The 21018-nt window shown below is 64.6% G+C and carries 21 protein-coding genes, 1 pseudogene and 1 riboswitch; of the genes and pseudogenes, 9 read left to right on the plus strand and 13 right to left on the minus strand.

Annotated features, from left to right (window positions below; all coding sequences use genetic code 11):
- Positions 1 to 1089: an aromatic ring-hydroxylating dioxygenase subunit alpha gene (locus BO1_RS07435; RefSeq protein ID WP_028217026.1), complete on the minus strand. Its 1089-nt coding sequence runs from the start codon at positions 1087 to 1089 to the stop codon at positions 1 to 3.
- A 444-nt stretch (positions 1090 to 1533) separates the two neighbouring features.
- Here BO1_RS07435 and BO1_RS50015 point away from each other — a divergent pair, with 444 nt between their 5' ends.
- Entirely contained in the window at positions 1534 to 2187 is a 654-nt protein-coding gene (locus BO1_RS50015; RefSeq protein WP_167338319.1) for a TetR/AcrR family transcriptional regulator, read from the plus strand.
- Positions 2188 to 2866: 679 nt separating this feature from the next.
- Here the strand turns inward: BO1_RS50015 and BO1_RS07445 are convergent.
- A complete protein-coding gene (locus BO1_RS07445) occupies positions 2867 to 3070 on the minus strand; it encodes an FCD domain-containing protein (RefSeq protein WP_028217027.1) in 204 nt (67 codons plus the stop codon).
- A 14-nt stretch (positions 3071 to 3084) separates the two neighbouring features.
- Between BO1_RS07445 and BO1_RS50020 the strand changes: the two are divergent.
- A pseudogene (locus BO1_RS50020) lies at positions 3085 to 3546 on the plus strand (ABC transporter permease); the annotation flags it as partial.
- A 203-nt stretch (positions 3547 to 3749) separates the two neighbouring features.
- Entirely contained in the window at positions 3750 to 3947 is a 198-nt protein-coding gene (locus BO1_RS60975) for a DUF3225 domain-containing protein (protein WP_245643731.1), read from the plus strand.
- A gap of 51 nt (positions 3948 to 3998) precedes the next feature.
- Here the strand turns inward: BO1_RS60975 and BO1_RS07460 are convergent, their stop codons facing one another.
- Genes BO1_RS07460 through BO1_RS07490 form a run of 7 tightly spaced genes read right to left on the minus strand, consistent with a single transcriptional unit; the run spans position 3999 to position 13990 of the window.
- Entirely contained in the window at positions 3999 to 4925 is a 927-nt protein-coding gene (locus BO1_RS07460; protein ID WP_028217029.1) for an ABC transporter ATP-binding protein, read from the minus strand.
- 51 nt (positions 4926 to 4976) lie between these two features.
- On the minus strand, positions 4977 to 5948 hold the full coding sequence (locus BO1_RS07465; RefSeq protein WP_028217030.1) for an ABC transporter permease: 972 nt from the start codon (positions 5946 to 5948) through the stop codon (positions 4977 to 4979).
- Positions 5949 to 5976: 28 nt separating this feature from the next.
- Complete coding sequence (locus BO1_RS07470; protein WP_084687803.1) at positions 5977 to 7023, minus strand: ABC transporter substrate-binding protein; 1047 nt, start codon at positions 7021 to 7023, stop codon at positions 5977 to 5979.
- A 56-nt stretch (positions 7024 to 7079) separates the two neighbouring features.
- Positions 7080 to 8927 (minus strand): allophanate hydrolase, encoded by a 1848-nt coding sequence (atzF, locus tag BO1_RS07475; RefSeq protein WP_028217032.1) that lies wholly within the window; start codon positions 8925 to 8927, stop codon positions 7080 to 7082.
- Entirely contained in the window at positions 8918 to 12562 is a 3645-nt protein-coding gene (gene uca / locus BO1_RS07480; RefSeq protein WP_028217033.1) for an urea carboxylase, read from the minus strand. Before uca ends, atzF begins: the two co-directional genes overlap by 10 nt.
- Positions 12562 to 13215: an urea amidolyase associated protein UAAP2 gene (locus BO1_RS07485; RefSeq protein WP_028217034.1), complete on the minus strand. Its 654-nt coding sequence runs from the start codon at positions 13213 to 13215 to the stop codon at positions 12562 to 12564. The genes uca and BO1_RS07485 overlap by 1 nt, the downstream gene beginning before the upstream one ends.
- Before the next feature lie 10 nt (positions 13216 to 13225).
- Entirely contained in the window at positions 13226 to 13990 is a 765-nt protein-coding gene (locus BO1_RS07490) for an urea amidolyase associated protein UAAP1 (RefSeq protein ID WP_028217035.1), read from the minus strand.
- 57 nt (positions 13991 to 14047) lie between these two features.
- Positions 14048 to 14182: riboswitch (guanidine-I (ykkC/yxkD leader) on the minus strand.
- A gap of 312 nt (positions 14183 to 14494) precedes the next feature.
- Here BO1_RS07490 and BO1_RS61740 point away from each other — a divergent pair.
- Positions 14495 to 14617, plus strand: coding sequence for a hypothetical protein (locus BO1_RS61740; RefSeq protein WP_281179157.1), 123 nt, complete (start codon positions 14495 to 14497; stop codon positions 14615 to 14617).
- A 102-nt stretch (positions 14618 to 14719) separates the two neighbouring features.
- Here the strand turns inward: BO1_RS61740 and BO1_RS07500 are convergent, their stop codons facing one another.
- From BO1_RS07500 to BO1_RS57175, 4 genes are all read right to left on the minus strand, one after another.
- Positions 14720 to 15496, minus strand: coding sequence for an enoyl-CoA hydratase/isomerase family protein (locus BO1_RS07500; protein WP_028217036.1), 777 nt, complete (start codon positions 15494 to 15496; stop codon positions 14720 to 14722).
- A gap of 105 nt (positions 15497 to 15601) precedes the next feature.
- Complete coding sequence (locus BO1_RS07505; protein WP_245643725.1) at positions 15602 to 16501, minus strand: alpha/beta fold hydrolase; 900 nt, start codon at positions 16499 to 16501, stop codon at positions 15602 to 15604.
- Positions 16502 to 16541: 40 nt separating this feature from the next.
- Entirely contained in the window at positions 16542 to 17084 is a 543-nt protein-coding gene (locus BO1_RS07510; RefSeq protein WP_028217038.1) for a 2,4'-dihydroxyacetophenone dioxygenase family protein, read from the minus strand.
- A 43-nt stretch (positions 17085 to 17127) separates the two neighbouring features.
- Positions 17128 to 17325, minus strand: a complete 198-nt coding sequence (locus BO1_RS57175) for a hypothetical protein (RefSeq protein ID WP_174490585.1) — start codon at positions 17323 to 17325, stop codon at positions 17128 to 17130.
- Positions 17326 to 17550: 225 nt separating this feature from the next.
- Between BO1_RS57175 and BO1_RS07520 the strand changes: the two genes are divergently transcribed.
- The 5 genes from BO1_RS07520 (at position 17551) to BO1_RS07540 (ending at position 20996) form a co-directional block, all read left to right on the plus strand.
- On the plus strand, positions 17551 to 18501 hold the full coding sequence (locus BO1_RS07520; protein WP_043284051.1) for a LysR family transcriptional regulator: 951 nt from the start codon (positions 17551 to 17553) through the stop codon (positions 18499 to 18501).
- Between the two features lie 262 nt (positions 18502 to 18763).
- A complete protein-coding gene (locus tag BO1_RS07525) occupies positions 18764 to 19093 on the plus strand; it encodes a DUF4148 domain-containing protein (RefSeq protein WP_028217041.1) in 330 nt (109 codons plus the stop codon).
- 2 nt (positions 19094 to 19095) lie between these two features.
- Positions 19096 to 19965 carry an alpha/beta fold hydrolase gene (locus tag BO1_RS07530; protein WP_043284052.1) on the plus strand — a complete coding sequence of 290 codons (870 nt, stop codon included), beginning with the start codon at positions 19096 to 19098 and terminating at the stop codon, positions 19963 to 19965.
- Between the two features lie 75 nt (positions 19966 to 20040).
- Complete coding sequence (locus BO1_RS07535; RefSeq protein ID WP_156992169.1) at positions 20041 to 20763, plus strand: AEC family transporter; 723 nt, start codon at positions 20041 to 20043, stop codon at positions 20761 to 20763.
- A gap of 8 nt (positions 20764 to 20771) precedes the next feature.
- The gene (locus BO1_RS07540) at positions 20772 to 20996 is read left to right on the plus strand and encodes an AEC family transporter (protein WP_028217044.1); all 225 of its coding nucleotides are present in this window, start codon (positions 20772 to 20774) and stop codon (positions 20994 to 20996) included.
- Positions 20997 to 21018 lie beyond the last annotated feature (22 nt).

Consider the following 21018-nt stretch of genomic DNA (forward strand, 5'->3'; position numbering starts at 1 on the left):
TCAGCGGCCCGACGCTGCGTCGCTGCGCTCCGCGAGCGCCATCGCCTGGATCATGCGGCGCACACGCAGGGCGCCGGCGTCGGCCTTCACGCTGAACTCGTACTCGAAGTCGGGGTCGCTCTCGTCGAACACCTGCTGGATTCTCTCCAGCGCGACCTTGTCCTGCATGAACGTTTCGTAAATCTGGGCTTTTGCCTCGTCTGTATAAACGAGGTCGTAGTTCGCCGATGACACGAAGAAGTAATTCGTCGACCGCGTGTTGCGCGGCGTCATCGCAAACGGCGTGCTCCAGATCTTCGGCGGCGCGGCCGGATCGTCGGGTGACGTGTAGGTATTGCAGATCAGGCAGAGGCTCGGCACGAGGGTTTCGGTCACGAGCGTGCGGTTGATGCGCGTCCCGGCCGCGAATCCGGAGATCGCGGCGTAGGTCGGCTCGACAAGCAGATTGCGATAGGTATAGGTCAGGCGCACCGAGTTCTCACCGAAGTCGAGGCGCGAGGTCGTGTCGACGATGTCCACGCCGCCCGTCTCGAACGCACCCTTGTGCAGGTACGTGAGGTGAGTCAGGTCGACCAGGTTTTCATGGCACAGCTGAAAGTTGCAGTCGATCTGCATCGAGAAGAGCGGCTCGGGCCGGAATGCGGGGCCGTCGAGGTGCAGGTAATGGTGATCGGGGATCAGCGCCGGATCGGCGCGCTCGGCGTCGCCCATCCAGATCCAGATCCAGAGCGACTTTTCTACCAGGGGGTAGGACCTCGCGTGCAGCAACGCCCCAGAAATCGTGCACTGCCCGGGAATGGCGACGCACGCGCCCTGTGTGTCAAATCTCATGCCGTGATACGCGCACTGGATCTCGTCGCCGACCAGTTCGCCCATCGAGAGCGGGAGGCTGCGGTGCGGGCAGCGATCGTACAGTGCGATGGGCATGCCGTCCGTCGTGCGGTACAGCACGACGTCGGTGCCCAGAATCTTGCGGCCGAGCGGCGTGCGGCCGACTTCCGTCGACAAGGCCGCCACATACCACTGGTTGCGTGGGTACGGCTGGCGTGAGGGATTCAACAGCCATTCCTTTTTACTCGGAGTGCTCATGGTTTGTTCTCGTTCAGGAGGTCGTGCGGCGACGACGGGTCGGTAAAGGTTCCCCGCAATGCATGATTCGATGCCCGCAGTTTAACTGGTCGACCAGTTAATTAAATCACGGTTTTCCCTGGGTTGAAGCGGGATGACCGCTCTTCGGGCCTCGATGGCTGGGGCGTCGGGCGTCTGCGTGCCCGTCGCTGCCGACGACTGCTGTTAAGATGGCGAGCCTTGGGGGGCGGCACAGACGAGACGTCCCGCGCCGCATCGTCGTCGGGTGTCCGACGGGGAAAGGGGTTGCACGTCGGGGCCTGGTCTTCCAGGTGCAGGCGATTTTTTACTGGTCATGGATCCGGGCGTATGGAGATGACGCAAGATAAACGCGAAAAGCGGCCGCGCGCGATGGGTCGACGCAAGTCGAGCCTCAGCGGTGACGGCGTGACGAAGCAGACGATCATGGACGTGGCCGAGCGGGTTTTCGCCGAGCAGGGCTATCTGGGCGCGTCAATGCGGCTGATCGCCGAAGAAGCCAACGTGACCCAGGCACTGATCAATTACTACTTCGGCTCGAAGCAGAATCTTTTTGAGGAAACGTTCGCGCGGCGCGGTGCCACCCTGATGGACCGCTATGCTGAACTTCTGATAGAGCTCACCCGTCACGGCAAGCGTGCGCCGACCGTACGCGAGCTGGTCCGTGCGTTCATCAAGCCGCAGATCGAGATGCATCAGCACGGCGCGGAAGGACGCAACTTCATCCGCATGCAGGCGCGCCTGCATCACGAGCCGCAGGAGATCGCATTTCAGCTGCGCCGACGGATCTACGACGCGGTGACCAGACAGTACGTTGAGGCGTTCGAGAAAGCGCTGCCGGACGTCAGCGCCGCGGATGTCAACTGGCGCGTGACCTTCATGATCGGCACGTTCCTCTACATGCTCTCGGGCGTCGACCGGCTGGAGGACCTCTCGGGCGGGCGGTTCCACTCGGGCAACGACGAGGAGATGCTTGAGCGCATGGTGCAGTTCCTCACGGCGGGGATGGAGGCGCCCGCGACGGTGCTGGCCGCCGAAATACCGAAGCCAGGCAGCCGCGCGCGCCCGAAGCGAACCTGATTCCGGAAAAGCGGCGCTTGCGCCGCCAGCAACTGCCAAAGAAACCGTGACGTCCGGCATTTGCAATCGCGCAAAGTGGATCCAATGCGCAATTCAGTCATCCCGTCCGCGTGACTCCCTGACCAACCGAGCCTGACTTCCGGCATGTTTTCGTCTAGCGGGCATGAGCCGCCGGCCAGCGCTCTCCCGGCAACCGTTGCGCGTGATCTCCGCGTGCCCGTTCATGCGGAAATATCGGTGTTTTGCTGAAATCCCACAACGTCCCCGCCATGCCCGCCCGAGCGGCCGGCATGGCCGGGTGATTCTCTTGATCGTCGTGCGCGCGTCGCGACGCAACGTTCGCGACCCGTCAGGAAGTAACCTGCGTGTGACTTGATTGTCGATACTGCGCGGATGCGACTGCTTGCTGGTCCCATCTCTGACTGCTACGGTCCGTGACCTGGCGACGTCAGTAGCAAACATGAGTGCCTCCAATGGCCGATGCCCGAATCGAGGCAGTCTGCCCCGATGCCGTCGACTCGTCTGGAATCATCCGGTACTGAGAACCCTTACATCCCGACGAAAACGACATCAGAATGCAGCATCGCGCGTTGAATGAAGCAGGTCCCCGCCTGGTTCTATAGCAGGTCATTGAGATTCAGTCCAGCGCCCATTTCCGCCCGGCTACGCCAGATCCATTTCACTCCACTGCGCCCGGTAGTGAGGGATCCATGCCGAGCAGATGCGCCAGCCCTCTCGCCCCTGGCATGCGCGTAGTCTCGATACGCGCCTCCAGCTCACGCAGATGCGCGCTCATGTGCGCCACCGCGCCGTCCGCATCGCCGGACTCGAGGCAATCGAGGATCGCGCGGTGCTCGTCATGCTTGCACGGCGCATGACCCACCGGCTCGCAGGCGCTTTTACTGGCTCGCGCTCGTCTTCGGGCTCTTTGTGCTGTTTCTCTACGGCCCGGTCATCACGATTTTCATTCTGTCGTTTCAAGGTGCCGAAGGCGGCCTCACCTTTCCGATGCGCGGCGTATCGCTGCACTGGTTTGCCGCGTTGCGCGACGGCGTCGGCGATATCGACATCTGGGCCGCGTTCGGCCGTTCGGTCAAGCTGGCGCTCACGGTCACCGTGCTGACCACGCTGTTCTCCGTGATGGCGGGCCTCGCGTTCCGGCGGCGCTTTCGCGGCGATACCGCCGTGTTCCATGTTTCGATCGCCAGCCTCATCATGCCGTCGATCATCGTCTCGCTCGGTATCGGCCTGACCTTTCGCCTGCTCGACATGCTCATCAAGTCTCTCGCGAACGAATGGGGCTTCGCGTCGTTCGCGGACGGCTGGACCACCTCGATGGGCCTCTTCACCTCGGCGCTTCGCTTCTCGTGATGATCGGCGGACTGCTAATCGTCAGATCCATTGCGAGGAGAAGAAAACCCGTGGGCTGAAGGCGCTCACGTCAGTTCGAGCACGCGCTCTCCGGCGAGGACATCGCCTGAATCACTTTCGACTTCTTTAGCGCTCGCGCCCGGTTCAGTTTTTCCCACGACAGCGAGCTGATCGAGGCGACGCTCGCGCGCATCGATGCGTACGATGCGCAGGTCAATGCCTACACCGCAATCACACGAGAACGGGCGCTTGCCGCAGCGGATGCGCTCGATGCACGCCGCGCGCGCGGCGAAGCGTTGCCCCCGCTCGCAGGCGCGCTCCTGCCCGGGGTGAAGATGCCGGAAGGTTGGCGTGTGGTGAGCGCCCATGTCAGCTGGATGGAGGGCTAGCTTGCACACGCTCTCATTCGCATGCGTGGTGGGTATGGCCGGTGGCGGCAGCTACTCGACCGAGTCATTCACGTCGGTGAGCCGGATCATGTGCGGACGGAGCTGCGCTTCGTCGTTTGCCTGGTCGTCTGCTTCGTCCTCGACAGGCGGATGGATGAGCGCGTCAAGCCGCGCGCGCGTCGCGAGGAACTCCGGCGAATTGAACTGCGCATAGCTGCGTGGGCGTGGCACCGGCACCTCGATCAGCTCCTGCACTTCGCCTGGATGCGCCTTCAGCACGAGAATCCGGTCGGCGAGAAAAATCGCTTCGTCGAGGTCATGTGTGATGAACAGGATCGTGACATCCACGTTGCGCCAGATATCGAGCAGATGCGCCTGCATTTTCGAGCGCGTCTGCGCGTCGAGTGCGCCAAATGGCTCGTCCATCAGCAGGATCCCGGGCCGGTTCGCGAGCGCGCGCGCGATCGCCACGCGTTGCTTCATGCCGCCGGAAAGCTGGTGCGGATACGCGTCGGCGAACTTCTCCAGCCCAACCAGATCGAGCCATTGCAGCGCCTCGCGCTCGGCCTGCGCGGCGCCCTGCCCGTTCATACGCAGTCCGAACATCACGTTCTTCTTGACCGTGAGCCACGGAAACAAGGTATAGCCCTGGAACACCATGCCACGGTCCGCGCCCGGACCGCGCACGGCCTGCCCCTTGACACACACCTCACCGCTCGTGGGCGTCTCCAGACCAGCGAGAATGCGGATCAGCGTGGATTTCCCGCAGCCCGAGGGTCCGATCACGCAGACGAACTCGCGCCGGTGCGTCGTGAAGCTGATATCGGCAAGCGCGGTGTGCTCGCCCTGGGGCGTCGCGTAGCGCTTGGTGAGATTACGCACTTCGAGAATCGGCTCGCGGGCTTTCAGGCGCTCGAAGCGCGCACGCACCGCATCGGACTGGAGGAGATAGTCGGGGACGGTCTTCGGATTTAACATGACGCGGGTCCTTGTGAGTCAATGCGACAGGCAGCGCTGCCGTGTGCGGGCTTAAGCCTTCAGCGTGCGGTCCCATGGAAAGAGCCTGCGCCCGATGAATGCGAGCACGAGATCGGTGCCCAGACCGATGATCCCGATCATCATGATCGCCGCGTATACGTTGTCGAAATGCTGGTAGCGCGCCTGCTGCGTGATGTACCAGGTGATGCCCGAACTCGTGCCCACGAGCTCCGCGACAATCAGGTACGTCCAGGCCCAGCCAAGCAGGATGCGCTGGTCGCGGTACAGATCGGGCAAGACGCCTGGCACCACGACATGCGTGAGCAGCTTCAGGCGCGTCGTGCCGAGCGTCATCGCCGCTTCGAGCAGGCCATATTCGAGTTTGCGCGTGGTATTCGCGATGATGAGCACCTGCTGGAACAACGTGCCGATGACGATGATGGCAATCTTCGGCGCGTCGTAGATGCCCAGCACCGCCACCATCAGCGCGCCGAATGCGGGCGCGGGCAGATAGCGGAAGAACTCGAAGAACGGCTCCTGCAGGCGCGCGAGCGCGCTGTAGGTCCCGCAGACGATGCCAAGCGGCACACCGATCACCGACGACAGCACGAAGCCCCAGAAGATGATCTGGATGCTGTGCCAGAGGCTCTGGTGCAGCCACACGCCGTCGTGTGAAGCGGGCGGCGTGGTGAACGCCGTATAGAACGCCTCGAGCACTTCGTGCGGTGCGGGCAGATAGACCGGATTCGCCGGCACGCCCGCGGGCAGCGCGGTATGCGACGCGCGCGCATGCGCGAGCTCGTCGGCGAACACGTCCTTGTCCACGCGCATGCCGGGCTGGAAGTAGTCCACGCTGCCCGGCTGCGTGAGCAGCACCTGCGGATGCCAGACGAACGGCACATAGCTCACCACGCACCACACGAACAGCGGCAGCACGAACGCGCCGATCCCCAATATCCACTTGCCGCGCGGCGACAGCTCGCGGCGCACGGCTAACCATCCGGTCTGGCTGAATTCCGCCATGGCGTTCTCCTGTGGCTGGCAATATGCGTTACTTCAACGCGCCCGTGAGAGACGGCTCGATATAGGCGTTCACGTCCTGCGAGGTCTTGTAGACCTGGTACTTCACGTTGAACGCGTCGGCTGCATGGCTCGAGCCATAGAGCGACCGGAAGCCGTCGCCCTTTGCATAGGCCTGCTGCGCCTCGGGCAGCGTCAGCAGCTTCGTGCCCTTGAGCAGCGGCAGATACTGCTGCGGCGTGAGGCCCACGCGCGCCGCCATGATCTTCACGGCATCGCCCTGGGTAGCCGGGTCGTCGATATAGTGCACGACGCGATACCAGACTTTTGTGAGCGTCTCGTAGTCGTCGCGATGCGCCGCGAGGCTCACGGGATTCACCGCGAGCACGTCGTAGATGAGGCCCGGCTCGTCGGCGGACGTGAATACCGGCCGCGCGCCCGGCACCTGGCGCAAGGCTTCACCGGCATTCGGCTGCCAGGCCGCGATGGCCGAAACGTCGGACGAGCCGAGCACCTGCGGGGTCTCGTTGGTCTTCGCGTTGACGAGCGTGACGTCGCTCTCCTTCATGCCGGCGCGCTGGAGCGCATCGAGCAGCAGCAGGTGATCGACCACGCCGAACTCCACGCCGATCTTCTTGCCCTTCAGGTCCTGGATGCGGCGCGCGGGCGGCTTGGCCACGATCATGTCGTTGCCGTTCGAGTAGTCGGTGATCAGCGCCATGACGTTCTTCGCGCCGTTCGCGCCCATCGTCAGCGCATCGCCGTTGGTGACGAGCACGGCGTCCAGCTTGTTCGCCGCATACGCATCCATCGAGGCCGCGTAGTCGAACCATTCGAACTTCACGTCGAGGCCGGCCTCCTTGAACCAGCCCTTGTCGATCGCTACCTGCCAGGCCACCCAGCCGGGCCAGTCGCTATAGCCGATGCGCAGCGGCGCGGCGCTTGCGGTCTGGGCGTGCGCCGCGAAGCAGCCGGCGGCGAGCGCGAGGGTGCTCGCCGCACGCTTCAAGCGCCGGCGCAAGGTGAAAAGTGGGCTTGCGGACGTGACGGGTGCACAAACGCTGCGGGTCGTCTTCATGGCAAATCTCCTGGATGAGTACCACATTGCATTGCTTTGGATAACTTACGATTTCGCTACGCCCCGGCCGCGGCTTGGCCGGCGGCCTCATGCGCGCGCCAGGCGCGCCAGCCGCCGTAACCGGTGATATCGGCTGTGCCTTCGAGCGCCGCGTGTTCGCAAAGGAAGCCGAGCACGGCTTCGCCGTTCGCGAGCTCGAGCGTGCCGATGCCAAGCGGCGCGGGAATCAGGGCGACGAACGAACCGAACGCGGCGGCCGGCATCGACCAGACCTCGACCTCGATCGCCGCGCCACCGCCATTCACACGGAGGAGGCCGGGCTTCGCGGGTGCCTTGACGTCGCGTTGCGGCAGCACGTGGAGGCGATACGCCGGTGCGGTCGTGGTCGTTTCAAGGAGAGTCGCGCCACGCTCGGTCAACTGTCCGTTCAACGGCTCGCCGCTCAGGTGCGCGCCGACCACGGCGACGCGGATCGTCTCCGGCCCGGTTGACTGACTGCTCGCACCTGGCGCAGGTTCGCCGGGTTCCTCCAGCCACGCCCGCGCGAGATCGAGTAGTTGCGCGTCTTCATGCGCGCGGCCCACGAAGGTCACGCCGAAGGGCTTGCCCTCGTGTGCGCCCTCGCCGCCCGCACCCGCCGGCACCGCCAGCGCCGAAAGATCGAGGAGATTCACAAAGTTCGTGTAATAGCCAAAGCGGGCGTTCACGCCGACGGGATCGGCCTCCAGCGCTTCCACCGTCGCTGTGGTGGGCGACGTGGGCATCACGAGCGCATCGACCTGCGTCCAGACATGGCTCGCGGCCTCGCGCAGCGTCGCGAGCCGGTCGAACGCCGCGAACGCATCGGCGGCGCTCCAGCGCGTGGCGCCGCCGATAATGGCGCGCGTGACCGGATGCAGTGCGTCAGGATGTGCCTCGAAGAACGGCCGGATCGCGGCTAGCCGCTCGGCCACCCACGGCCCTTCATAGAGCAGCCGGGCGGTGGCGAGAAAGGGCTCGAAGTCGATCTCGACCCGCTCCGCGCCCGCCGCGCGCAGCCTCGCCAGCGCGCCATCGAACGCCCGCGCGTACGACGTATCGCCGTAGAACTCGAGCTGCGCCGCGCGCGGCACGCCAAAGCGCACGCCGCGCAGTGAAGCGCGCGTGGGCACAGCCGCGGGCGGCGTCCATTCACGCGCATACGGATCGCCCTCCGTCGTGCCGCGCGCGCAGTCGAACACGCGTTGAGCGTCGTTTGCCGTGTGGGCGAAGATCGACACGCTGTCGAGCGAGCGGCACGCCGGTACGACGCCCAGCGTGCTGAGCACGCCTTTCGTCGGCTTCAGCCCGACGAGGCCATGAAACGCGGCAGGCACGCGTCCCGATCCGGCCGTGTCCGTCCCGAGCGAAAAGGAGGCGAGCCCGAGCGCCACCGCCACGGCCGAGCCCGAACTGGATCCACCGGACGCATAGCGAGGATCGAGCGCATTGCGGCAGGCGCCGTATGGCGAACGCTGCCCCGAGAGGCCCGTGGCGAACTGGTCGAGGTTGGTCTTGCCCACGGGAATCGCGCCCGCCGCGATCAGCCGCTCGACCACGGGCGCGCTCTGCGCCGGGGTGTAGGCGAATTCGGGGCAGCCCGCCGTGGTCGGCACGCCCGCGAGATCGATGTTGTCCTTGATCGCGAACGGGATGCCATAGAGCGGCAGCGAGGCCGGATCCTTGTCCGCCAGCGCATCGGCATAGCGCATCATCTCGTCGCGCGTCAGGGCCCGGATCCAGACGCGATGGGGATCGTCGCCCGCTGTGCGGGCCGCGAGCTGCGCGACGAGTTGCGACGGCGTCAGCGTGCCATCCCGATAGCGCGCGCGCAAAGCCGCAATCGACATCGTTTCGAAGGGCAGGGTCTGCGGTTTCATTGACATGCGGCCTCCTCGCCGCTCACGGCATCTGCGTTCGCGGCGTCCACACGGATCACCATCAGGCGCTGGCCCGCCACCACGGCATCCCCCGCCGCGCAGTCGAGCCACTCGATCACGCCATCGGCGCTCGCGGCCACCGTCACTTCCATCTTCATCGACTCCAGAATCGCCACGTCCTGCCCCTCCACGACACGCTCACCTTCGGCCACGAGCAGCTTCCAGACGCTACCCGACACGTCTGCGCCGATTGCACGGCAGTCCTCATCGAGTGCGGACGCATCGCTCAACGCACCCGCTGCCGCGGCCTCCTGCGCACCGGGCTCTCCCGCGTAACCGGCCTGCCCCGCCGCTCGCCAGCGCTCGCGCTCCGCCTCGAACGCGGCCTGCTGCGTGGCCTTGAACGTGGCGATCGAGACGGCCTCGTCGCGCAGGAAACGCTCGTATTCGCCGAGATCGAACACCGACTCCTCGATGCGCAGGCGGCGGCGTCCCGCCACGAAATCGCTGCGCCACGCCTCGAGCTCGGCTTCGCTCACCTCATGGAAGCGGATCTCGTCGAAGAAGCGCAGCAGCCACGGCTTGCCAGCCTCGAATTCCGCGGTGGTTTTATAGCGGTTCCACATCTGCACGGTGCGGCCCACGAACTGGTAGCCGCCGGGCCCCTCCATGCCGTAGACGCACAGATAGGCGCCGCCGATGCCCACCGCGTTCTCGGGCGTCCACGTGCGGGCGGGGTTGTACTTCGTCGTCACGAGCCGGTGGCGCGGATCGACGGGTGTCGCCACGGGGGCGCCCAGGTAGACGTCGCCGAGTCCGAGCACGAGATAGCGCGCATCGAACACGATGCGCTTGACGTCTTCGATACGGTCGAGCCCGTTGATGCGCCGGATGAATTCGATATTGCTCGGGCACCATGGCGCGTCGGGCCGCACCGACTGCATGTAGCGTTCGATCGCCACGCGCGTGGACGGGTCGTCCCACGAAAGCGGCAGATGGACGATACGGTTGGGCACGCGCATCGCATCGACGGCGGGAAGCTGGAGTTCGGCTTCCTTCAGGTGCCCGATCAAGCGCTCGCGCGACAGCAGCTTGGGATCGAAATGAACCTGCAGCGAGCGGATGCCCGGCGTGAGGTCGACGATGCCCGGCAGTCGATGATCGGCAAGCCAGTTCATGAGCGCGTGAACACGAAAGCGCAGCTTCAGGTCGAGCACGGGCGGCCCATACTCGATCAGCAGATTGCGGTCGCCCGAGCGGCGATAGACCACGCCCACGCCGTCGCCCGCATGGCTGTCGCTGTACAGCACACACTCGCGCACGCCGTTGCGCGGGGCGAGCGCGGCGGGCCCGGGTGCGGGCGTGGCCAGGGACGCTTGTACCGGCGCGGGCACCGGCGCAGGCACGAATCGCACCGTATCGCCGGGACGCAGCTGGCCGAGCTTCCAGAGCTCGTCGGCGACGACCGTGACGGGACACACGAAGCCACCGAGGCTCGGGCCGTCCGGGCCGAGGATCACGGGCATGTCGCCCGTGAAGTCCACCGCGCCGATTGCATAGGCGTTGTCGTGAATGTTCGACGGATGCAGCCCCGCTTCGCCGCCGTCCGGGCGCGCCCACTGCGGCTTCGGCCCGATCAGGCGCACCCCCGTGCGGCTGGAGTTGTAGTGAACGGTCCAGCTTGCTTCGTAGAGCATCGCGATGTCGGCGGGCGTGAGGAAGTCCGGCGCACCGTGCGGGCCGTCCAGCACCGCGAGTTCCCACGCGTGCGTGAGGCGCGGTGCGCGCGCCGCATCGAGTTGCGCACCGGCCTCGCCGCGTCCGGCCTCAGGCCCAAGGTGCAGCACATCGCCCTTGCGCAGCGCCCGGCCCGCATGGCCGCCGAACTGGCCGAGCGTGAACGTGGCCTTGCTGCCGAGGTAATCCGGCACCTGCAGCCCGCCCTTCACGGCAAGACACGCGCGCACGCCCGCGCCGGTCACGCCACCGAGCTTGAGCACGCTGCCCGCGCTCGCGCGCACCACCTGCCACTGCGCCACCGGCTCGCGGTCGAGCGTGGCGGCGAGCGGCGCGCCGCCCAGCACGAAGAGCGTATCCGTGTTGAACCGCAGCGTCGCGCCTGCCATCGTGAACTCGAGTCCGGCGGCATCGGGCGCGTTGCCGATCAGTTCGTTCGCGAGCCGGAACGACAGGTCATCCATCGGACCGGAGGGCGGCACGCCCACGTCCCAATAGCCGAGGCGGCCCGGCGCCTGCTGCACGGTGGTCTGCACCCCGCCGTCGAGCACATCGATCGTGTGCGGCGCGAACACGAAGCGGCCCAGAAAGCCCGTGGTCTGCTCGCCGGCCGCGAACGTCGCCGACCCGGCAATCGCGCGCAGGTAGTCGAGATTCGTTTCGATACCGTAAAGCTCCGTGCCGCTCAGCGCCTCGCGCAGTTGGACCAGCGCGGCCTCGCGCGTCGCGCCCGTCGCGATGATCTTCGCGAGCAGCGGATCGTAGAATGCGCTGACTTCCGTGCCGGCCTCGACCCACGTATCCACGCGCACGCGCGGCGCGAAGGCCACATGGGTGAGCTGGCCGGAGCTTGGCTGGAACTGCTTGTTCGGGTCTTCGGCGTAGACGCGCACCTGGATGCTGGCCCCATGCGGTTCGCACGCCAGTGTATCGAGCGGCGCGAGCGTGCCCTCGGCCTCGCGAATCATCCATTCGACGAGATCGACGCCCGTGACTGCTTCGGTCACGCCATGCTCGACCTGCAGACGCGTGTTGACCTCGAGAAAATAGAACGCGCGCGTATCGGCATCGAACACGAACTCCACGGTACCCGCCGATGCATAGTTCACGGCCTTCGCGAGGCGCACGGCCGTTGCGTGCAGCGCGCTGCGCTCGGCGTCGGTGAGGCCCGGCGCGGGCGTTTCCTCGATCACCTTCTGGTTGCGCCGCTGCACCGAGCAGTCGCGCTCGCCCAGCGCGATCACGTTGCCCGCGCCGTCGCCGAACACCTGCACCTCGATATGGCGTGCATTGCCGACGAACTTTTCGAGGTAGACGCCCGCATTCGCGAAGTTGCTCTCGCCAAGCCGCGCGACGGATGCAAAGGCCGCTTCGAGCTGCGCGGCGTCGCGGCATAGCGACATGCCGATTCCGCCGCCGCCCGCCGTGCTCTTGAGCATGACCGGATAGCCCAGCGAGCGCGCCGCTTCGAGCGCCGCAACCACGTCGGGTAAAAGCCCTGTGCCCGGCAGCAGCGCCACGCCATTCGCCTGTGCAATTTCGCGCGCTGTGTGCTTGAGACCGAACACCTTCATGTGCTCCGGACGCGGGCCGATGAAGCGGATGCCCGCCGCTTCGCAGGCCTGGGCGAACGCCGCGTTCTCAGACAGGAAGCCATAGCCCGGGTGGACCGCCTGCGCGCCCGTGCGCCGCGCGGCTTCGAGTATGGCCTCTGCGTTCAGATAGCTCGCGGCAACCGGCGCCGGACCGATGCAGACGGCCTCGTCGGCCTGCATCACATGCATCGCATGGCGGTCGGCTTCCGAGTAAACGGCCACCGATGCGATGCCGAGCCGTTTGAGCGTGCGGATCACGCGGCACGCAATCTCGCCGCGATTGGCAATGAGAATCTTGTCGAATGCCATCATGCCTCCCAGACGAGGAGGCGCACCGGCGTGGGGTTGTAGCCGTTGCAGGGATTGTTCAACTGAGGGCAGTTCGAGATCAGCACGGTCACGTCCTGTTCCGCGCGAACCTCCACGTACTTGCCCGGCGCGGAAATGCCGTCTTCGAAGGTGAGGCCGCCCTGCGGCGTGACCGGCACATTCATGAAGAAGTTGATGTTGCTGACGATGTCGCGCTTCGTGAGCCGCATCCCCGCGCCGCAGGTGCAATGCGTGATCGCGTTGAGGAAGCTGTCGCGGCAGCTATGCATGTGGCGCTTGTCGAGCGCGTAACGCACCGTGTTGCTCTCCGCCGCGCATGCGCCGCCCAGGGTATCGTGGCGCCCACACGTATCGGCGACAATGGTCAGGAGTGCGTTGTTATGGTTCGACATCAGCACGCTGCCTGCCGATAGATACAGGTTGCCTTGCGCGCGGATCGTGTCCTGCGTGCTGTAGCGCTCGGTAGGATCGGCACTGCTGTAGAACAGCGTATCGACAGCCTGATTGCCCTCGAGGTCGACGATGCGCAGCGTCTCGCCGCGCTTGAGATCGTAGAGCCACGGCTCGCCGGCACGCAGCGTGAAGTCATAGTGGGCATCGCGCGCGTCGCGCGTGCTTTCGATGATGGTCATGGCGGTCCCCTCAGGAGAACAGACGGTCGGTGTTTTCGAAGCCGCGGCCGTTCTCGGGGCACGCGGTGCGACACGGATCGTCGGCTGGGGCCGTCGAGTCGGCGGGATAGGCGCGCCATGCGATCAGCTTCACGGGTTTCGGCGCGTAGTCGCTGCGTGGGTCGAGCGGATGCGGCGCCGTCGAAAACGCGGCGAGCGCGTTCATCTCGAAGCGCAGATCGAATGCGGCACCGGCCGGCGAGTGCCCACTCATGTACGCGAGTGCACCATCGTCAGCTACGGCCACCTTGCTGAAGAAGTTCACGTTCGCTACGAGGTCACGCTCCGAGAGGCCGTACTTAGCGAGTTCGAGCACGAGACTGTCGCGACCGTTGCGGATCATGTCGTTGCGATGCGTCTGGTAGTGCGTCTCGCCATATTTGCGCGAGAACAGCGCGGCGTCGCCCACGCCCCCCAACGGATCGTGCCAGCCCAGCGTGTCGCCGGTGATCGACGCGATCACGCGGCCCATGTCGGTGTAAAGCGCGTGGCCCTGCGTGAAATGCGCCGTGTGCTGCGCCTTGAGCGTGTCCGCCATGTTGTAGCGCTCGAGCGGATCTTCCTGGCGATGGAAGACGGCCGAAAGATTCGCGCCGCCTTCGATATCGACGATGCGCAGCGCGAGTCCACGACGCAACACGCCGGACCAGTGCGCGCCCGCGGGAATGATGGTGGTCCACAGCGGCGCGACGATGGGCGGCAACGCCGCAAGATCGGGGGAGTAGTGGGAAGGCATCGAGGCTCCTGGTGTCGAAAGGGAAAAAGCGTGAGAGGGCGACCGAACGACATCGCGACCTCCCGGGCTTTTATCCCTCCGTGGAGCCCCGCCGCCGCCTTGCCATCAAGGTGGGAGACGAGACCGGATTGCTCTCGGACCAGGCATCGCACGCGAGACTGCACGGCGACCGGAACCCTAGCGATCCTAAGATGATGCAAATTGCTTCGCACCTCTCGCGGCGTAGATAAGCCAGTTCCATGCCAGCACAACGAGAGACCGATCCGAAAACGTGTGCAGGCCGGCGGACTGTGCCTGTCTCGGCGTGCCGCGCTGAAAGATTGAACAGCATTGACGACGCTTGCAGCTCACTGGCGCGCGCTCGCGGGGCGTTCAGTGCACCGCCGTGAGGACACTGCACCACGTCGAAGCATACAGTGTCAGCAGTCGGGGCCGCTGGCGGTGCTCGCGCAATGGCATGGCGATTGCATTCCTGTCTGATAGACCGTCATCTGGAGTGCACTCATGCCATTTCTTGCCCGCCTTCGCCGCCTGCTCTACGAGATCATGGCCTCGCGCTTCATCGAGTTGAAGCGAATCGAAAGCTCATGCCAGATCGAGCGGGCGAAACGGGGGGGCCCGGACTGAGCTTCGTCATATCGGCTGACTCGACGATCAGGTCCGCGAGTCACCGCGCTAGCGTGGTACCGCTTGCAACGCTCTGCTCGGCAGGCCCGGAGCGGGTAGCGGTCAACTCTTCGCCTGCATCGATTTCACAAGGGCGGCTGCGGAGGCGCCTTCAAGCGACAACCCATAGCCAACTTCCTGCACGATGCGTTGCTTCAAGGGCCAAATAAAGTGGACGCGCGTGTTGCGGCGTGCCACTTCGGGCGCTTTCAAATACTGCCTCGCCAATTCCTGTGCGCGGACAAGCGCCTGACCGTCAGGCACGACCTCAGCAACCACGCCCCACTCGCGTGCGACAGCCGCCGCGATTGGCTCTGCGTTGAGCAGGAAAGCTTCCGCCCGCCCCGCTCCCGCGCGATAGCTCCAGGTGGTAAAGATGCCGTCGCCAGGAACGACACCCGCTGCATAGTGGCCCATGTCATGGAAGCTTGCGCCTTCTGCTGCCACGATGACGTTGGACAGCAAAATATACTCCGAGTGGATGTGGGCCCGCCCCTCGATGGCCGCGATGACTGGCACGCGTATATTGGCAATGTTTTCCAGGACCTGAACGCCCTCATCATGGATCTGGCTCCAGACGTCGGGATCGGAGACATCCTTGAAAGATGCCCAGTCAACCCCGGTCATGAAGTCCCCGCCTGCACCCGTGAGGATAACGATCTTGTTCGCCCGGTCCTGCGAAATCCGGTAGAACGCATCGACAACCTCCGTGTGGGCCTCCGCCGTGAAAGTGAGCGGGCCGCCATTGCTATGGAATTGCACGACCAGCACGCCGTCCTGATCCCGCGTCAACTTCAGGTTGCGGTAGGCAGTGAAATAGTTGTCCTGATTCGTATTCATCGTGTTCTCCTGAGTCCAAACGGACTGAACGAGCCCTGCCAGGCTGCGGCGGGCCAACTTCACCAGATACTGTGGAAGGGCTTGTCACCAAGCTCCCTGGAATATTCAGACGAAGAACCCAGCCAGCGCACGTGCCACTGCGACAGCGTCGTTCTCCATGGGGATGTGGCCGGCTTTCGGAATCCGGACAAGCTGCGTATTCGGAATCTCTTTGGCGAACCGCTCCGCATGCTCGACGAGCTGGAAGCTGTCGTCTTCGCCCCAGACGAGGAGCTTTGGCGTCTGTGACGCGCGAAGACGCGGCAACAGCTCCATCGTGTAACGATTGTCCGCCGCACCGGCAAGGGCGAGCCACGACCGGGCAACCCGCGGGTCCGTCCAGGGTTCGAGATACTCCGTTACTTCGCTTTCCGTGGCTGGCCTGGCCAGTGCCGTGAGGACTGACTTGCGCCGGGCAGCAAGGATATCCTCCGTCGTCGTCGCAGCGGCCACCGCCGGATCGCGGAACCGGGCAACGCCGGGCACCGGCCATGAATCGAACATGACGGCGTTGACGAGTGCGAGCTTGCTGACCGCTATCTTCCCATCGGCGAACACCTGCTGCGCAACCCCCCCGCCAATGTCGTGCCCCGCGACCCCGACCGGTCCCGCGATGCCAAGCGCATCCAGGAAGCGCGGCAGCCAATTCGCCAAAGCGGGAATCGAGGCATCCGCGACGGTCAGCTCGCCACCCGAGCGACCAAAGCCCGGGAAATCTACCGCGATGGGGCGCAAGCCGGCGGCGGCCAGGTCGTCCAGCACCGGTTGCCATACCCGGCTCCAATAGGTGCCGTGCAGCAACAGCAGGACGGGGCCTGCCGGGTCACCGGCGCTCAGGTAGCTGACCGGTACGCCGGCCACGTCAACAGTTCGTCGTTCCATGGTGAAAACCCTCAATTGCGGGCCGTGGTGCCGGTCGATCGATGTTCCCGGCCGCAGCCGCGCCCGGGGCACGTCGTCATTCACGCTTTCACGGCATTCAACAGTTCGTCTGCAACGAAGACGCCTAGCGAATGAATTGCTTTACGTGGTCGGCGCCTAGCCCAATCTCTTCATAATGCTTGCGAGCCGCTTCGATTTTCGTGAACACGTCTTCGTATCCCACCGCCGTGCCCTGGGGATCGACGTAGGTGTACCCGCCCGTGACGTGGAACCACGTGATCATCTCTTTTACGTCCTCGGGTACGTACAAGGTGTGCGTCTCGCCTGCCGGCTCGTGTGCGTAGCCACCCTGCTCCGCAACCCAATCGTGCTCGAGGTAATACCACCTGCCTCGCAGAACGATCGCGTGTACAGGCCCGGTATGGCGGTGGCGCGAGAGCACGCCGGACTGACGCACTCTAAGCAGATTGACGTAGTAACCCTGGCTGGCGCTGAGAAGCAGCGGCTTGAACGAAACCGTCGGCGTCATCGGCACCCAAAGGTTATCGTCCTCCAGCCATTTGTCGAGTATGCCCGGATGCACGATGTCGGGCGACATGTCGGCGGGTTGAGGCAACTGATACGAGATAGCAAGCTCATCAGGCTTACGTGCGGTTGTGCTGGTCATGTTAAGAGACCTCCATAAGATATCGGCGCACGGTGCGCACACGTCAGGCCGCGCACCTTACCGTCATCGCCCACTCGTTGCCCTTCATGAACGGGTCGTACTGCGTATGTACGTTGGGGTTCGTAAAGTTGCTCATGAGCGTCGTGGCGACTCCGGGCATCACTTCAAACACGTTCTGGCCCAAGTCGGGTTTCGAAGCGGCCGGTGCGGTCGTCATCGTGTACGACGGGAACATGCTCACGTTCTTCTCCAAACGGAAAATTCGTGTTATGCAGATGATGCTCGCGGCGGCGCGCTGGCAGAAGCCCCCCCAGGGACATAGCTTCCATTCCTGGCAGGCATAAGACGTTGGATGCCGCCACCACGCGTGATGCCGGACCGCGTCAGAAAGCGTCGGCACATTGAGAGAGGTCGGCTTCTATCCGGCGCTCCGGAAAAATGGGGGCGCTCACCGTTCGGGAACAGAATGGCAGATATCGTCAGCAATATGCGGATATTCATCCGCGTGGTCGAAACCGGTTCCTTCACCGCCGTCGCCAATGAAAACAATGCAACGGCTGCGCAGGTTTCGCGTGCGGTCACGGCGCTGGAGCAACAATTGCAGACCGTCGTGCTGCATCGCACGACGCGACACCTCTCCGTCACCGAGCCCGGTGGACGTTTCTACGAGCGCGCCAAGGCGATTCTTGCAGCCATCGACTCGGCAACCGACGAGGCTCGCAGCGCAAGTGTGTCTCCGGCTGGCAGGTTGCGGCTGCACTGCGCGCCAGGCCTTGCGCAGAGCGTGGTGGTCGCGGCGCTGACCAGTTACCGGAACGCCTACCCCGAGGTCTTCGTCGAACTGAAGATCGAACAAAGCATGCCCAATCTGGTCGAGGAGGGGTATGACCTCTCACTGATCTCCGCCACAGAGCTTCCCGACTCCGTGTACGTCGCGCAGCCGCTCGGCCCGGCATACGCAGTCATGGTGGCCTCGCCGGATTATCTGAAAAGTCACGGCGCGCCACGCACGCGCGAGGAGCTGAGTGCTCACACGTTGCTGATGCTCGAATCGCCCGTGTCGCCGCCTGACGAATGGCATATCGAAAGCGAAGCGGACGCCCAGATCTGGAAGATTCCGAAGTCGCCACTCCAGATCAATGTCCCCGATGTGATGCGGGCAGCCCTGCTGCAGGGGGCTGGCATCGGCACACTTGCGACCTACACCGCCGTCGACGATCTCGTCGACGGAAAGCTCGTGCGCGTACTCCCTCACTATCGTCTCAGGCCGTTCACCGTGTTCGCGGTTTATCCCTCGCGCCGCTATCTCGATGCCAAGGTCCGCACACTGCTCGAGCACCTGCGCCCGGCGCTCTCATCGTCCCTGAATCATGCCATCGAGCGCATCGAAGCGCTGTCCCGCGTGGATTCGCAGTAGACCTGAAGCCTTGCGGCGAGGGCCATGCGACGCGGACGGCTTTCTCGCCCCTTCGGTTTGCTGCTTGCGCGGCCCTGCCGCCTGACACGTCCCGCCGATGCCGCCCAAAAGGCGCGCACGTGGATTCCGTACAGCGCCATCAAAAATCTTTATCCACGCCACCGGCTTAATTGCGTGGATGCTGCTCAATAGACTGATTCCCAACCGGTAGCCGTTCACCTCATCGAACGCGTTGACTGGGTCGCTTATTGGAGAATCGATCATGAAACGCATCCTCATTGCTTCACTGCTCACGGCCGCAACGGCCCTCCCAGTCACAGTATTCGCTCAATCCAGCGTCACACGCGCGCAGGTACGAACCGAGCTAGTCGAGTTGCAACAGTCGGGATATCGCGGCACGACGTCCGATGCCACGTACCCATCCGAACTGCTCGCAGCGGAACAGCGCGTGGCGACCCGCAACGTCTCGCATGCAGGCGGCCGAGCGGACAGCGGCTACGGCGCGCCCATGTCCGGCTCGACTTCGTCCGGCAGCCGCCCGCCCCCTGCCTCCGAGATCCCGGGTCTGCGGCCCGTCTACTTCGGGAGCTGATCATGAGCCATCTCGAGGTCACGCATCACACGATGACGGCAAACGGAATCCGCCAGCACTATGTCGAAGCAGGCGAAGGCGCGCCCGTGGTCCTGCTGCACGGCTTTCCCGAAACACACTACGCATGGCGCCATCAGATCCCCGTGCTTGCACAGCACTACCGCGTCATCGCACCGGATCTGCGCGGCTACGGCGAAACGGAAAAGCCCGCTGGCGGCTACGACAAGCGGTCGATGGCGAACGACCTGCGCGCGCTCCTGCGCGAACTGTCGATCGAACGCATTGCGCTCGTGAGTCACGATCGCGGTGCGCGAGTCGCGACACGCTTTGCAAAGGACCATCCTGAAGTGGTCGATCGCCTCGTCGTCATGGACAACGTGCCGACGCGAGTCGTCGCCCAGTCAATCGACGCACGGATCACCCGCGCGTACTGGTTCTTCCTGTTCCATCAGGTTCCCGATCTCCCGGAGACCCTGATCGCGGGCAAGGAGCGCGCGTGGCTGCGGCACTTCTTCTCCGACTGGTGCTACAACCCGCACGCGATTTCGGGCGAAGCGTTCGAGACCTACGTGCGCGCCTACGAAGCACCGGGGGCCGTGCGCGGCGCCCTGGCGGACTACCGCGCCAACGCTGTCGATGTCGCCCAGGACATGGAGGATGCAGACGTGTTGATTCAGGCTCCGACACTCGCCCTTTGGGGCGAGGAGTTCTATGCGGTGGGCAAGATGTTCGATATGGCGAGCGTGTGGAAAGGCATGGCGCGCGACGTCGTCACCCATGCCATCCCACATGCGGGGCATTTGCCGCATGAAGAGCAGCCGGAAATCGTCAATCGGCTTCTGGTCGAATTTCTCCACGGTTGGAAAGGCTAAGGCAAATCGGAAGCGACCACCACCGGCGCCAGCGTGGTCGCGACGCTTCGCCAGGCTCGCCCAGAGGTGACAATCATGATTTACAGAATCGCAAGTGCGTTGATCCCCTTCCTGTTCTCCATGGGCGCGGGGTACTTTGCCGGAAGAGTCAAACAAGGCGCGATGCCGCTATCGTCGATCAACACGATGCTCGTCGACTATGCGATGCCATTTGCGCTGTTCCTTTACACCGCCAGCATGCAGCGGGCGAGCCTTGCCCAGCATGCCGTACTGATCGCGGTGCTGGTCGGTGTGATGCTGGCACCCTATTTCGCGTCCCTGCTCGCTTCCCGCTTCGTGTTCAAATCCGATCCCGCCACCGCTGCCGTGAGGGCCGTCACGATCGGCATGCCGAATTTCGCGTCAGTTGGTCTGCCGCTACTGCGTGCGGTGTACGGCCCAGAAAGCGACCTGACGGTCGCCATCGCCGTCACGACGGCTGCAGTCGTCATGTCGCCCGCGGCGCTCCTTCTGCTCGAACGTGCGCGTTGCGCGGCGCCCTCCCGCTCGAGCGAGGTCCAGCGGACCGATGGGTTACTCGTCAGGGCGTTGCACAACACGTTCCTCAAGCCGGTCGTGCTAGCCCCCATAGGGGGTGTGCTCGTGTCGCTCTGTGGATGGACGCTGCCCGATCTCCTGGCACAGTCGCTCAACATCATCGGAAGCACGACGGCGGGTCTGGCGCTGTTCTCGACCGGGCTTGTGCTCGCAGTACAACGTTCAGGTTCGACGCACAGGCGGGTTTCGGCATCGTGTTGAGTAACGTCGTGCAACCGCTGATTGCGCTGGCGCTCGTTAGCCTGCTCGACGTGCCGAAGGCTCTCGCCGGACAGGTGATTCTGCTGGCGGCGATCCCCTGCGGTTCCTTCGGCATCCTGTTTGGCTTGCCGTACGGCGTCAGCGATGCCTCCGCGGGAACGACACTTGTGGCGTCGAGCCTGCTCTCCGCCGTGACGCTGAGCGCCACCATCGTCTTGCTGGGGCACCTGTAGCGCGCAGCAGTCGTCACGCTAG

Source organism: Paraburkholderia oxyphila NBRC 105797 (assembly GCF_000685075.1).
In the GTDB taxonomy this organism is placed as follows: domain Bacteria; phylum Pseudomonadota; class Gammaproteobacteria; order Burkholderiales; family Burkholderiaceae; genus Paraburkholderia; species Paraburkholderia oxyphila.

What these genes read in the sequence shown, in the direction of transcription:
- uca (WP_028217033.1), bottom strand. Translation starts at nt 12,562, where the DNA reads ATGGCATTCGACAAGATTCTCATTGCCAATCGCGGCGAGATTGCGTGC.
- BO1_RS50015 (WP_167338319.1), top strand. Translation starts at nt 1,534, where the DNA reads ATGGACGTGGCCGAGCGGGTTTTCGCCGAGCAGGGCTATCTGGGCGCG.
- BO1_RS07490 (WP_028217035.1), bottom strand. Translation starts at nt 13,990, where the DNA reads ATGCCTTCCCACTACTCCCCCGATCTTGCGGCGTTGCCGCCCATCGTC.
- BO1_RS07485 (WP_028217034.1), bottom strand. Translation starts at nt 13,215, where the DNA reads ATGACCATCATCGAAAGCACGCGCGACGCGCGCGATGCCCACTATGAC.
- BO1_RS07530 (WP_043284052.1), top strand. Translation starts at nt 19,096, where the DNA reads ATGAGCCATCTCGAGGTCACGCATCACACGATGACGGCAAACGGAATC.
- BO1_RS07470 (WP_084687803.1), bottom strand. Translation starts at nt 7,023, where the DNA reads ATGAAGACGACCCGCAGCGTTTGTGCACCCGTCACGTCCGCAAGCCCA.
- BO1_RS61740 (WP_281179157.1), top strand. Translation starts at nt 14,495, where the DNA reads ATGCCATTTCTTGCCCGCCTTCGCCGCCTGCTCTACGAGATCATGGCC.
- BO1_RS07535 (WP_156992169.1), top strand. Translation starts at nt 20,041, where the DNA reads ATGATTTACAGAATCGCAAGTGCGTTGATCCCCTTCCTGTTCTCCATG.
- BO1_RS07460 (WP_028217029.1), bottom strand. Translation starts at nt 4,925, where the DNA reads ATGTTAAATCCGAAGACCGTCCCCGACTATCTCCTCCAGTCCGATGCG.
- BO1_RS07510 (WP_028217038.1), bottom strand. Translation starts at nt 17,084, where the DNA reads ATGACCAGCACAACCGCACGTAAGCCTGATGAGCTTGCTATCTCGTAT.
- atzF (WP_028217032.1), bottom strand. Translation starts at nt 8,927, where the DNA reads ATGTCAATGAAACCGCAGACCCTGCCCTTCGAAACGATGTCGATTGCG.
- BO1_RS07520 (WP_043284051.1), top strand. Translation starts at nt 17,551, where the DNA reads ATGGCAGATATCGTCAGCAATATGCGGATATTCATCCGCGTGGTCGAA.
- BO1_RS07435 (WP_028217026.1), bottom strand. Translation starts at nt 1,089, where the DNA reads ATGAGCACTCCGAGTAAAAAGGAATGGCTGTTGAATCCCTCACGCCAG.
- BO1_RS07525 (WP_028217041.1), top strand. Translation starts at nt 18,764, where the DNA reads ATGAAACGCATCCTCATTGCTTCACTGCTCACGGCCGCAACGGCCCTC.
- BO1_RS07500 (WP_028217036.1), bottom strand. Translation starts at nt 15,496, where the DNA reads ATGAATACGAATCAGGACAACTATTTCACTGCCTACCGCAACCTGAAG.
- BO1_RS07465 (WP_028217030.1), bottom strand. Translation starts at nt 5,948, where the DNA reads ATGGCGGAATTCAGCCAGACCGGATGGTTAGCCGTGCGCCGCGAGCTG.